10 protein-coding genes are annotated in these 12,933 nt (G+C 37.2%); 8 read left to right on the top strand and 2 right to left on the bottom strand.

Going from position 1 to position 12,933, the window contains the following annotated elements:
* Positions 1-15 precede the first annotated feature (15 nt).
* Together WD048_15295 and WD048_15290 are read right to left on the bottom strand one after the other, a co-directional pair.
* Positions 16-2,667, bottom strand: coding sequence for an alpha/beta fold hydrolase (locus WD048_15295; GenBank protein ID MEX0813582.1), 2,652 nt, complete (start codon positions 2,665-2,667; stop codon positions 16-18).
* Positions 2,668-3,368: 701 nt separating this feature from the next.
* The gene (locus WD048_15290; GenBank protein ID MEX0813581.1) at positions 3,369-5,741 is read right to left on the bottom strand and encodes a TonB-dependent receptor; all 2,373 of its coding nucleotides are present in this window, start codon (positions 5,739-5,741) and stop codon (positions 3,369-3,371) included.
* 607 nt (positions 5,742-6,348) lie between these two features.
* On the opposite strand from WD048_15290, the gene xerA reads away from it, so the two are divergent.
* The 8 genes from xerA (at position 6,349) to WD048_15250 (ending at position 12,873) form a co-directional block, all read left to right on the top strand.
* On the top strand, positions 6,349-7,470 hold the full coding sequence (xerA, locus tag WD048_15285; protein ID MEX0813580.1) for a site-specific tyrosine recombinase/integron integrase: 1,122 nt from the start codon (positions 6,349-6,351) through the stop codon (positions 7,468-7,470).
* A 136-nt stretch (positions 7,471-7,606) separates the two neighbouring features.
* Positions 7,607-7,897, top strand: coding sequence for a hypothetical protein (locus WD048_15280; protein MEX0813579.1), 291 nt, complete (start codon positions 7,607-7,609; stop codon positions 7,895-7,897).
* Positions 7,898-8,007: 110 nt separating this feature from the next.
* Positions 8,008-8,241 carry a hypothetical protein gene (locus WD048_15275; GenBank protein MEX0813578.1) on the top strand — a complete coding sequence of 78 codons (234 nt, stop codon included), beginning with the start codon at positions 8,008-8,010 and terminating at the stop codon, positions 8,239-8,241.
* A gap of 183 nt (positions 8,242-8,424) precedes the next feature.
* Positions 8,425-9,330: an L-histidine N(alpha)-methyltransferase gene (locus WD048_15270; protein MEX0813577.1), complete on the top strand. Its 906-nt coding sequence runs from the start codon at positions 8,425-8,427 to the stop codon at positions 9,328-9,330.
* Positions 9,331-9,334: 4 nt separating this feature from the next.
* The gene (locus tag WD048_15265) at positions 9,335-10,189 is read left to right on the top strand and encodes a hypothetical protein (protein ID MEX0813576.1); all 855 of its coding nucleotides are present in this window, start codon (positions 9,335-9,337) and stop codon (positions 10,187-10,189) included.
* Positions 10,190-10,191: 2 nt separating this feature from the next.
* A complete protein-coding gene (locus WD048_15260; protein MEX0813575.1) occupies positions 10,192-11,646 on the top strand; it encodes a hypothetical protein in 1,455 nt (484 codons plus the stop codon).
* Positions 11,647-11,767: 121 nt separating this feature from the next.
* Positions 11,768-12,319: a hypothetical protein gene (locus WD048_15255; GenBank protein ID MEX0813574.1), complete on the top strand. Its 552-nt coding sequence runs from the start codon at positions 11,768-11,770 to the stop codon at positions 12,317-12,319.
* Positions 12,316-12,873, top strand: coding sequence for a hypothetical protein (locus WD048_15250; protein MEX0813573.1), 558 nt, complete (start codon positions 12,316-12,318; stop codon positions 12,871-12,873). The genes WD048_15255 and WD048_15250 overlap by 4 nt, the downstream gene beginning before the upstream one ends.
* Positions 12,874-12,933: the final 60 nt, after the last annotated feature.

Genomic DNA, 12,933 nt, shown 5'->3' with positions numbered 1-12,933 from the left:
ACGCTTAATGACTCGTTATTTTTTGGTAGTTATTATCAAAGCATCGCCCATTTCAGGTATAAATTGTTCGATTTTCTCGGCATAGTCTTTCTTTTGGTTGATCCAAAGTGTAGTTCTCGAAGCATCACCTTCTACCCTTGACAGAATTTCTACTTTCCAGCATTTGTTGTTGTTTACATCTTCCCTGCCCAATACTTTCAATTTCATTTGTTTGGATTTCATTGTATTCATATCGGGCATTTCAAATACCAACTCAAAATCTTCTTTTAGATTAAAGCCTGCTATAAGTTGATCCAAACCGGGAGCATCAGCTATATAAGCAGCATCCATTTCAATTTCATTGTCCTTGCCCAATATATTTATAACAACCTTATCGGGAGCATAGCTAAATGATAGCTTTTGTCCTGATTGATCGAGTTTTCTTTCAACAGGTACAAAATTTTCAGTATAAAACATTTCATCCACTATTTCTCCCATCGGGCCGGTTGTCAGGTCTTTTACCAGCCAATTGTTCTCATCGTATTTTTCAATGCTGCGCGTCATTTTCATAGGAATTTCCTGTCCCCTGGATTTCAGCATAATATCGTATTCAAAACTTTGTTTTTTAAGAGAATTATTAATTTCCGGCAATTGACCCACAGATGCTTTCTTTTCAATAGGCTCATAAGTCACATCATCAATATTCACACGTATTTCTTCCAGTCTTTTAGCAACATCTTCAGACATTTCTTTCTGGTATCTGCCCCCTAATATTTCTGCTAAAAACTTTTCTGTTTCTGCAAACATGGCCATGCGATTGACTGCTTTGGCAAATCCATGCCCCTCATCGTCTGCAAGCAAATAGTCCACTTGTTTGTTTTTATCCCTTAATGCAATTACAATTTGATCGGCTTCTGCCTGTTTTACACGCGGGTCGTTTGCTCCCTGAATAATCAAGAGTGGTTTTTTGATCTTGTCTGCATGAAACAATGGACTGGCCTCTCTGATTCTTTTTTGACCTTCTTCTGTTTCCGGATCGCCTATCATGCCATAAAAATAAGCCCTGCCGGCTTCCCAATAGGCCGGAATAGATTCCAAAAGCGTGAAAAGATTACTTGGCCCCACTATATCGACCCCACAGGCATATAAATCCGGAGTAAAGACCAAGCCGGCCAAAGTAGCATAACCACCATAGCTACCACCCATAATACCTACCTTAGAAGGATTGGCTATACCTTCTGCGATTAAATGCTTTACGCCCCAGGTGATATCATCCTGCATGAGTTTTCCCCATTCTAAATCTCCTGCATTTAAAAAAGCTTTCCCATAGCCACCGCTAGCCCTGAAATTGGGCTGTAGTACTGCATATCCTCTATTGGCCAAAAATTGAACAATTGGATTGTAGCCCCAGTTGTCACGTGGGCCTTTTGGACCGCCATGCACCAGCACCACAACAGGCAGGTTTTTTGCTTCTTTTCCATTTGGGATAGTCAGGTATGCGGGAATTTCCAGGCCATCGCTGCTCTTGTAACGAATTGGCTGCATTTTGGCCAGGTGTTCTTCCTGCTCTTTCAGCTCAGGACGAGGGGTGTACTGAAAAATAAGTGAATCTGATGCCGTATTAAAGAAGTATGATTCAGAAGGGTATTTATCGCCCCAAACTGAAATCAGGAATTTAGAATAATCATTGGTATAACTTTGAAAACTGATCTCTCTTTCAGGGAATTTTTCTTTCAAAAAATTGTAATTCTTTTCCCATTCCTTGTTCTTCCAATAATAGCGTTTTTTATCGTCAGTATATGATGTATAAACAATTTCACGGGTATTGTCATCCAGCATCATCCCACCAAAATCAACTCTTTTTTTAGGATCTTCTTCAATTTTTTCCAGCTCCTTAGTTTCAGGATCCATTAAAAATAGCGTGGATAAATCCAGATCTCCTTTATTGCTAACCAGGTAAAATTTAGAATTGTCTTTGTTCCATCCTGCAACATAAGCCTGCTCGGTTACATCCGTTTCATAAATTGGTGTAGTATTGCCGTGCTTATCTAATCTCAAAATAGTTGTATTCCCTGCTTCGTCTGTTCTGCTCAACAGCCTTAAACTATCTTCCCAGTCGAATTCATAACTGGTCACCCGATCCCTGTTTTCATAGAGCTTTATCATTTCTCCTGAAGAAATTTCTAATGAATACAGGTCGTGCCAAGCCTTATCCCTGTCGTTTAAACCAATCATCATAAGGTCGGGGTCATTGTCACTTACTGCATAAATACGGGCAGTTACATCTTGGACCGGTGTAAGATTTCTGGAATTGGGCACACTTCCTGCTTGCGCTTCAGCCATAGGGTTCACTGCAAATACATTGATATTTTCATCGCCATCTTTGTCTTTGGCATAAAGGATGTATTTTCCGTCTTTTGTCCAGAAATAACCGTATAGCGGTCGCGGACTGTCCGTCAGTGGTCTTGCCGCTTCAAATGGGGCATCAAACTTTTTCACCCAAATATTCATAATCCCGTTGTATTCCTTCATAAAGGAAATCCACTTGCCATCAGGACTGAGCTGACCGCTCGAAATTTCAGGGTTTCCAAAAAATAAATCGCGATCCAGTAAAGGAGTTTCCTGGGCGTGTAATTGTATAGATAACAGAATTAAAACGAAAGAAAAGCTTCTAATTAAAAATTGCATACAAAGTATTTTTTAAAATCATTAGATATTGGCCAAAGATAAATGTATTAAACCAGTTGTTGAAATCGGAATTATTTTACTAAAGTTTCGGAGTTCTCTTTATTTTGAATAAGCATATGATAAAGCTGTATTGATTTGCCATAAATCACTGGTTTTAATATAATTACAAACAAATTCAATACTCCAAAAAGTAAGAAATCATTTTCAGGTATAGGGATGCCCTGAATTCACTATTCATGCCTGATTTAACCAATGCTTCTGACAAGTGCTGCCATTGACATTTTGTCCGTACTTTTTTCTTGAAAAAAAAGTACCCTGCCTTTGCCGGTCAGGCAGGCAAAAAATTCAAGGCTGCGACCAATTGAACTCATAAAAGCTACGCAACACTGCATTATTGCGACTAAACTCGCTACGCAATTAGCGGGAAATTTTTTCAAAATTTTCCGATTGCTGTGCTTCGGACAAAGTCGCAATGGCCACTCCGTTTATGCTTGTTTTATGGCTCAACTGCTCAATGCCATTCTCTCCCGGATTACAAATTATATTGAGTTAACTGATCCCTTGACTAATGTACCTCGTAGAAAAATACCTCAGGATAAACTCTGCTCAATTTTGCTTCGAAACTTTAGTTATTTTACTTTTCAGTTTTTTGTTTTTATTGATTTTTCGATTAATAATCAGTGCTTTGTACACCAGATTTTTTAAAACTTAAAATTCCAGGTCAGTGAGGGCAAAATCGGAAACAGGGAAACCTGCTTGGCTTGAATTTCGAGATTTTGATCTTCTATGCTGCCCTCTACATCATAATAGATAAAATAAGGATTTCTTCTGCTGTAAACATTGTAAATTGAAATCGTTAAATCAGAATAATATTTCTCGCGGGGAATAATATAAGTAGCGGAAATATCCGCCCGGTGATAGGCCGGCATCCTATATGCATTGCGATCACCGTATTCATTCACTACCTGTCCTTCTATAAAATAGCGCCCTACAGGAACGGTTGTGGCCTGCCCGGTTCCATAAACAAATGTAGCGCCCAAGGACCATTTCTCATTGATTTTATAGGAAGCCACAACAGAAAGGTCATGTCTTCTATCAAATGTAGCGGGAAAACGCTCCCCTTCATTGATGTCCGGAAATTCACGCCAGGTCCAGCTCAGCGTATAGCCCAGCCAACCATTAAAATCGCCTCGGGTCTTTTTCACAAAAAACTCCGCCCCTGTTGAATAACCGCGCCCAAAAACAAATGCATCCTCAATATCTGTATTCAAGGTAGGCACATAGCTTTCCCCATATTCTATTTGATTGCGCATATCCTTGTAATACAACTCTACTGAAGTTTCCAGCAGGTCATTCAGGAAATTGCGGAAATAGCCCAGCGAATACTGAAAGCCTATTTGCGGTTTTACTATATCCGTACTCGGCACCCAAAGGTCTGTGGGCAATGTGGAAGTAGCACTGGTGACAAGATGTATGTATTGATTGTTCATCGTAAAACCACCCTTGAGGGAAGAATGATCATCCACAGTAAAGCGGAAACTCATCCTCGGCTCCAGCCCCCAGTGTTGCGCAATATTTTCACCTTTGGTATAAAAGCGCTGATCAATAATTTCTCCTGTCTCATTATTGTAATAAGTACGGTTAAGCGGCCCTACCAAAGTAAACATAGAAGCGCGCAGGCCAATATTCACCTTAAACCTGCTGTGCAAACTGATGTCATCTTCCAGATAAGCAGCCACCTCATGGGCGTATTTCTGACTCAGGCTATCGGTTTGAAACTGCGCTTCACCTGCGAATCCTGTAGCGCTGTATGGTGTAAAAACATGATGGGTATAAAGTACACCAAACTTCACAGAATGATTGGGATTGGGGGAATAGTCAAAATCCATTTTGGCACTCAGGTCGCGAATTCCTGAAAAGAGGTCAAATCGCACATCCTTGAAACCGGAACTGACCTCAAAGCGATAGTCATTGTAAATGGCCGATAAATTCATGAAAAGCTTGGAATTGAACAGGTGATTCCAGCGAAATGTGGCCGTTCTGTTGCCCCAGGGAATATTGATGTCAAAAAACCCATCGCCCGAATCATAATTGAACACATCCTTTCCAAAATAGGCACTGAGGTAAAAGCGGTCTTTGTCCGATACTTTATAATTGACCTTGGCATTCAGGTCGTAAAAAAAATACTTGTTGCCTGAAAAATCCCCACCTTTAATTTTGTCTAAAATTGGGTAAAAAGCTTCCAGATAGGTCCTTCTGCCCGAAACAATAAATGACGCTTTGTCTTTTACAATCGGTCCTTGCACTGTAAGCCTTGACGCAATCACACCAATGCCCCCTTCCACCTGGTATTCTTTGGAGTTGCCATCTTTCATAGTAATGTCCACTACCGATGACAATCGCCCTCCATAGCGGGCCGGCATTCCACCTTTTATCAATTTCACATTCTTCAGCGCATCGGAATTGAAAACCGAGAAAAAGCCAAATAAATGTCCTGTATTATAGACCACCGCCTGATCCAGTAAAATCAAATTCTGATCGGGACCACCACCGCGCACATAAAATCCCGAGCTGCCCTCTCCTGCCGATTGCACACCCGGTAAAAACTGAATGGCCTTCAGTACATCCACCTCGCCAAACAAGGCAGGAATGGATTTCACGCTTTTCATAGACAATTCCACCGTACTTATCTCCGTACTTTCCACATTTTTATCCTGTCTTTCACCCGAAATCACCACTTCATCTTTCATTATGGCCGCATCATTCAGCTCCACATTCAGCCTGGTGTTTTCTTTCAGGGCCACCTGCTTTGTTGTGCGCTCAAATCCGAGAAATGAAAACTCAAGCGTATAATTGCCTTCCGGTAAATTCAGCGAATAAAAACCAAACTCATTGCTTGTGGTGCCCTGGTTCAATTCTTTAACCACTACATTCACAGCAAGCATACTCTCCCCCGTTGCCGCTTCTTTCACATATCCGCTGATGGTATATTTCTGCTGCGCGAAAAGCCATTCGGCAGAGCAAAGCACAAGCAAAATCGGGAGCACAGTGATAACAAGATTTTTGACATTCATGCCAATGGAAACTAAGTTTTAAACACTAATGGAAAGTTGCTATAAAGCAATGCAAAATTCGGAAAAAGCTGGCACAGATACTAAGATAAATAACAGTACCCCAATCTTTTTTTAAAGAAGCCATCTAAATTCATCAAGCCATCAGCAAATCAGCACATTAGCACATTAGCACATTAAAAAATCAGCAAATCAATTCATCAAAATGGCGTGCCTTTCAGGCCGGGCTAATCCGCTCTATCTTTTGGGGCGATGGTAAAGTGTTGCAAATGGGCTTTGGAAAGAGCTTCCGCTGGTCGCTTTCCCAACCCGAATTATGCATTGGGACTTTGTTATGAAGCTTGAAAGCACAATAAAATCAGGCTGTTTGGAAATTTTAGCATAGCATCGCTATGGTGAAATTGAAAACTGCAACGAAGTGTCTGATTTTGAAGTGATTTCATGCTACAATAGATTTCCTAATGCATATTTCGGGTTCAGAGCCCGCAACACTAATGCCCCGCCCCAAAAGGATGCCGCTTCTATCCCTCACGCGGGTTTGCGTTTTTGAATACGACAATATTTAGATGGTATTTTTCATATCTTTATTTATGACATCAACCCAGGAATGATGAAAAAGATAATTTTAAGCCCAGTGAAACACAGGGGAAAGGAAAGGGTAAAAATAGAGTTTGAAAAGGACGAAGAAATCTTAGGCAAACTCAGAAAATTGTTTAATGACCTGCGCTGGAGCAGGACACACAGAAGCTGGCATGTGCCCTATTCCAAAGATATAAGCTGGCAATTGCTAAGGGCATTCAAAAAGGAAGCATGGATAGATTATACGCAATTGTTAAAAGAAAGAAAAACAGAAAAAAGCCCTGATAAGCCTAAGGAATTACCATACCTGGATGCTGGTAGAATGGAAAAAATCAGTGCCTTCAAAGCTTATCTAAGATCAAAACGCTACAGCGAGAATACCGTTAAAACCTATACGGATGCTGTCAATACTTTTCTTCGCTTTCATATAAACAAGCCAGTAGAATACATAGACAATGCAGATTTTATCAAGTTCAACAATGAATATATCCTCAAAAACGGATACTCGGCTTCTTATCAAAACCAGGTGGTAAATGGCGTGAAGCTGTTCTTTAAAATAGTGGATAATAAACTGATGGATGCCGCATTGATCCACCGGCCAAGACGGGAAAAGAAGCTGCCCAATGTGCTGAGCAAAGAGGAAGTGAAGATTATATTGGAAGCTCAAGGCAACCTGAAGCACCGAGCCATGCTCAGCTTAATATATAGTTGCGGGCTAAGAAGAAGTGAGCTGCTGAATATGAAAATAAATGACATTGACAGTAAAAGAAACATAGTCCTTATAAGGCAAAGCAAAGGAAAAAAAGATCGCATTGTGCCTTTGTCGCTCAAGATACTACACATGCTCCGTGAATATTTTAAAGCATATAAGCCTGAAAAATGGCTTTTTGAGGGACAGTTCAAAGGGAACCGGTACAGTGAAAAAAGTTTGGAGAATGTACTTAAACAGGCAGTAAAAAAAGCAAAAATCACAAAACCTGTTACCTTACATTGGTTGAGGCATAGTTTTGCCACACATTTGTTGGAGAGCGGCACAGATTTACGCTACATACAGGAGCTATTGGGTCATAATAGCAGCCGTACAACAGAAATATATACCCATGTAAGTACCAAAAGCTTACAAAAAATAAAAAGTCCTTTTGATGATTTATAAAAAAATGTAAATTTACAGTAAATAAACCCTGACACCACTTGCGTTTATACAACAATCTTATGTGTAAGCTATAGGAAGTTTTGTGAGGGGTATAAACAAGTTGTGCCTCATGCAAAAACGACAGTAGAACATTAAAATGAGTGAACTTCAACCAATAATCGACATCATTCAAATCGTTCGTGAGAAAATTACGGACGAAACAGATGTTATTTGGGCAGGTTATGATAACCCAACCGAGTTACAAGACGAAATTGACAAAGAATTAAATGAACTAAAAAGTGGTAATTTAGAAATGCTTGACAAATTCAAAAATCGATTTTTACCGACCGCAACATTTCAAGAAATTTCTTTATCAAATGGTTGGGGAGACGAATTCATTAAACTGTCGGACAGATTTGACAAATTGTATAAAAGAGTAAGAAAATGAAATTGTTTGCAACACTCTTAATCGTTACGACTATGCTATCGTGTCAGACAAATAATCAGTCTGACAAAAATGACCTTGAGTTTAATAGTGAAAAATGGCAAACAGGAGACATGCGGACTAAAGGAAAAATGACGGCCAATCTTCTTAGCGACAGCTTACTGATTGGGAAAACCAAAAATGAAGTACTTGAAATGCTTGGCGAACCAGACCAAAAGACAGAGGTTATATTACATTACACGGTTGACCCAGGAATTGAATACATGAGTGGACCATGGACTTATTGGCTTTCAGTGAAAATTGACTCCACAAGTGGAAAAGTGAATGAAGTATGGATGGCAGACTGACGAAAAATAAAAAAGCACGAAGGCACAACAGCGTATATAACTAATGGCGGGGGAAGTGGTAAATTCAAGCTTTGTGCTTTTAAGTAAATTTGGTGCAAGCCGACAAGAAAGCGCTTCGAAAACCGCCACTAGTCATATACGCAAAACGTTGTAGCCAATGCTGAAAATAACCAATTACTAATAATGAATGACGAATTAGCTAATCACTTCCTTTCAAGTAAAAAAACTTGGAATACAAAAACCGAGACTGAGTATATCTGGTTTGACCAACCCTATCACTTATACTTAGAACATGAACAGGCTATGGCATACATAGAGATGATCGAAAAGGATAATTTTGCTCATTCTCTACATGATCCTATTGTAAATCTTATTAAAGAACAAGTTAATAACATTCTTCCTAACAGCTTAATAAAGCTGGAATTTTACGACTTGGGCCCGGGTTTACCTAAAAAGTCTATTCCGATAATAGAAGGAGCAAATAAGAGGAAAATACCTCTCAAATATATCCCTGTAGATATTTCCAAAAGTTTCTTAGAAATCACAGCGAATGAAATGAAAAAATATGGAATTGTCTCCAATAGTATTAACTGCTTGTTTGAAGAACTACCTGAACATATTTTACCAAAGAATGACTATGACATAACTAGGATTTTTCAAATTGGTTTGACATTTAATAACTACAGACCAAATTACATTTTGAGCCTACTAAATAAATTGATGCAAGTCAATGATTTCAGTATAATCATAACTGAGTTCTATAGCAAAGACAAATTAGAGAGCATCTTAACACCATATAAAGACACCTATGCTGAAAAATTTAATTGGCTAGCACTTAATCTTTTAGGTTTCAAAAAACAAGACTTTAAATATGAGACAAAATATAGGAATCAAAGAATTGAAATGGGTTTTCGTCCATGTAAAGTAATCAAATTCAAACATCTTGAATTAACTCCCAAGAACTTAATTGTAACAGCAATATCTTATAGATACACGGAATATGGATTAACAAGAAATATTCAAACACACTTTAAACATTTTGAGATGTTGCAAAAAGGAAATTTAGCCATATACATAATCAAAAACTGAATTCATGTCACAAATCGAAATAATCGGTACAGGCATTTCGATATTACTAGCTGTAATAGTTGCCTTGATATCAAAAGGGAAAAATAGGAAAGTTGATTGGGGAATAACCTCCGCTTGGCTTTTAATAGGTTTACTGGTTACTTCCCATCTAAATCAACGTGAGATTATTAATAAGAATGCAGAATTACTCAATCTGTATGGCGAATTTAAGAATAGTCCCAGTACAATCGAGTTAGCAAGAAATGAAATAGAAGCTAAGAAATCTTTATCAGATATGAATATCCAGTTTTTTCAAAGGATTCTTAATCAAAAGCACAATAGGTACCAAGATAATATGCAAACGTTAAGTTCTGGAGCCATTACATATAATACAGATAACCTAACAGAGTTGGGTGAAATGTACAATGATGTTATTGAAATATTTCAAGTTGCTAGTCCAAATTCAAAAATAAGGGCTACAAGCTATGTGAATGTAGAGCAATGGTGGACTAATGAATTTGGAGAAGACTATAAAAAAGCTAATAATGAAGCAATAGAAAGAGGTGTTGAGTTAACCAGAATATGGATATTTAAAACTGATGATGATTTTAAGAATAGCAAACCCGAAATGACATATCAAAAGGAAACGCTGGGTGTTAATACCTATTTTGTTTATGAAAGAGATATACAGGATTTGAATGAAAGTAAAATTGATGTACTCCTCGTAGACAATAACGATGAAAACAATTCCTTATATGGCGAATTAGAGTTGACTCCTTTGAGGAAAATGATATCTGTATCTTTTGGTTCTAATAAGGAACGAATGAATGAGTTGAACAATTATTGGGATAATTTAATCGAAGTTGCAAAAAAGTTCTAGCCATGACTTCAATTCTAGTTTTTTCAATTTTCTCGATTGTCTTAATAATTGTTGGTACTCTAGCTGCAAGATCAGTTGATGAAAATAATAATGAGTCTTATTTTGTAAATAATCGGCAATTTGGGAAATACCTTGTAGCTATTAGTGCTGCAATTACGGGAAATACTGGATTTATTATCACCGGTGCTGTAGCACTTGGCTATATGTTTGGGCTATCTGCATTGGTTCTTCCACTATCTTGGCTTTTAGGTGATATTTTATATTGGCAAGTTTTTCCTGATAAGTTAAATCTTATTTCAAGGAAAAACGGCGGGCATACTATTGCTTCTTATCTTTCAAATGACTTGATAAAGGCAAGGGTCCTGCGGATTTTTGTAATAATTATTGTTACCTCAGCGATTGCTTTTTATACTGCCATGCAATGGATTGCTGCGGGTATAACCTTCGCTACATTTTTTGATGTATCTAGTATAAAGTTCGGAATACTTATTTCGGGTTTTGTAGTCCTACTATATAGCTTTAAAGGTGGCCTAAAGGCTTCAGTTTATACTGATATATTTCAAGCAGTTTTTGTTACAGTATTAATTTTTGTAATCTTCATCAAGGCTTATACATTACACGGTTCATTTGCAAATTTTATCAATGAAAGTAACAAGGTTTCTGTTGGCTACATGCAAATTCGAACGAATTATACGACATTCAGTTTGATGGGCTTTGTCTTAGGTTGGGCGTTTGCTAGTATTGGATTTGGTTTATCACAACCACAAGTGATTATTAGGTATTTTGCAGGTAAAAGCCCTGCTATTGTTAAAAAAGGAATGTTTACCTATTTATTTTTTCTTCAATTTACTTGGTTAGGTCTTACATTTTTTGGGGTTTTTGTTAGAACGCTTTTGCCAGAACTTTCTGGTTCATACCTTGAAGCACAAACTGCTTTACCTGAGTTTGCCAGGCAGAATTTCTCTGAATTCACAGCCGCCATAATTATAACTGGTATGTTTGCCGTTATTTCATCTACCGCTGATTCTTTCTTGATTTCAACATCTAACTCTATAAAAGTAGATTTATTCCCGAAAAGCAAACTCTCAAATGCTTACATTACATTGATATTAGGTGTTTTAACAGTAGGTATTGCCCTTCTTATCCCAAACCCGTCTGTTGAAAAAATTGCTAGAAATATTGTTACACTCTTAGCGGGTATGATTGGACCTGCAATGCTTATAAAGACACTGAAATTCAAACACAATCAATCCTCATTGGTAATTTCAATAATTATTTCAACTGCATTTTCTTTTGTATGGTGGATAACAGTTGATAAACTTGGAGATAAGTATTTTGGAGATAGTTTCTGGACTAGCTTGACACCTACAGCCGGTGCATTTCTAATTGGAATAATAGTAAATTACCTAGTATATAAAGCACTGGCTACAACATTGTATAAGCGTAATGCGGGCTGAAGTGCTAAATTTGAGCATTATCGCTCCTATTAAACTTTATGTTGTGCGGACAGTGAATTGCTCCGAAATCCCGCACTACGCTTATACTTGGCCGTTGTGGCACATTTAAAAAAACAAAGAAATGAATAGAATAATTGACCAAATTCCAAAAGATTTAAATAAAAATAACATTGAAAGTGCTATATCTAACTATTATGGTTTGCTCAAAAATATACCTTTAAAAATAGAATCAAAAAATGTTTTGAAAATGCTAACTGATTTAAAACGAAAAAAAATTGAATATGGTCCTTACCCAAATGTTACACTTTTTGAATCTGCAAATAGAATCATGTCTGACTTGACAATATTACACGGGGTTAAAGATTTATTAAACGGCTGTATTAATGAAATTGATTTTGACCAATATACCGTTGAGTTTGGACATGACAACTATCACGAGAATGACATCACCGCAACAAATGGACAAATAAAACTAATTGGGGAAGGATTTAACGTAGCTAAATCATTTTTTCAATCGAAAAAAGCAAGTGCACTAAGGAAAATGCGAAGACAAAAAAAACAAAATGACAAATTATTGTTGATTTATAATTCAGATGCGGTATCGGATAGCTACAAGCCAGAACTTAAACAAAACGAATTTCACTTGAAAGTAAGCATAAATTTTAGTTTATGAAAAATTGTATAAATAAAGAAATTGCACAATATTTTATAACAGATTCGATCGACTTTTTAAATAGATTCAAAATTTTTGAAAAGCACTCAACGCATATTGGTTCAAGAAGTAAATTATTGACTGAGCTACTATTCTCTACCGAGTGCATTTTAAAGGCTTTAATTTTTATTGAAAGTGATTTGGACGAAAAACAGACTTACAGAAAAGCGAGAAAAGCAGGACACAATATCAACAAACTTATAAATAAACTAAAACCAGAGTCACAAAATAAATTTAAAACTCTAATTAAAACTGATTTAAGTAAATTTGCTGTTTATAATCGTTATCAACTCGAATCTGAAATTGACTTCCGAGAAGAAAGCGGAGTTTTAGGTAAAAAATATTATAATACAATAGCCAATTTTAATTGGTTGAATAGAGTTTATGAAGAAATAGAAAAATTTGTAAAGTATGTTCAAAATAAAATTCCAATAAACCTCGAGCCAATTAATTTTTCTGATATAAATATTGATTTAGAACAAGAAAAGCACTACCGAATCATAAACATAAGATAAAGAAAGTCGAGTAGGTAAGGGGGAATCTCACCCCCAAACCTCTCACAGAACCGTACGTGA

This window comes from Chitinophagales bacterium (assembly GCA_040877935.1).
In the GTDB taxonomy this organism is placed as follows: Bacteria; Bacteroidota; Bacteroidia; order Chitinophagales; family CAIOSU01; genus JBBDNB01.
This window is presented reverse-complemented; position numbering and strand designations above follow the sequence as displayed.

Excerpts from the sequence above, each read along its gene's own strand:
- WD048_15295 (MEX0813582.1), bottom strand. The coding sequence starts at position 2,667 with ATGCAATTTTTAATTAGAAGCTTTTCTTTCGTTTTAATTCTGTTATCT.
- WD048_15290 (MEX0813581.1), bottom strand. The coding sequence starts at position 5,741 with ATGAATGTCAAAAATCTTGTTATCACTGTGCTCCCGATTTTGCTTGTG.
- xerA (MEX0813580.1), top strand. The coding sequence starts at position 6,349 with ATGAAAAAGATAATTTTAAGCCCAGTGAAACACAGGGGAAAGGAAAGG.
- WD048_15280 (MEX0813579.1), top strand. The coding sequence starts at position 7,607 with ATGAGTGAACTTCAACCAATAATCGACATCATTCAAATCGTTCGTGAG.
- WD048_15275 (MEX0813578.1), top strand. The coding sequence starts at position 8,008 with ATGCGGACTAAAGGAAAAATGACGGCCAATCTTCTTAGCGACAGCTTA.
- WD048_15270 (MEX0813577.1), top strand. The coding sequence starts at position 8,425 with ATGAATGACGAATTAGCTAATCACTTCCTTTCAAGTAAAAAAACTTGG.
- WD048_15265 (MEX0813576.1), top strand. The coding sequence starts at position 9,335 with ATGTCACAAATCGAAATAATCGGTACAGGCATTTCGATATTACTAGCT.
- WD048_15260 (MEX0813575.1), top strand. The coding sequence starts at position 10,192 with ATGACTTCAATTCTAGTTTTTTCAATTTTCTCGATTGTCTTAATAATT.
- WD048_15255 (MEX0813574.1), top strand. The coding sequence starts at position 11,768 with ATGAATAGAATAATTGACCAAATTCCAAAAGATTTAAATAAAAATAAC.
- WD048_15250 (MEX0813573.1), top strand. The coding sequence starts at position 12,316 with ATGAAAAATTGTATAAATAAAGAAATTGCACAATATTTTATAACAGAT.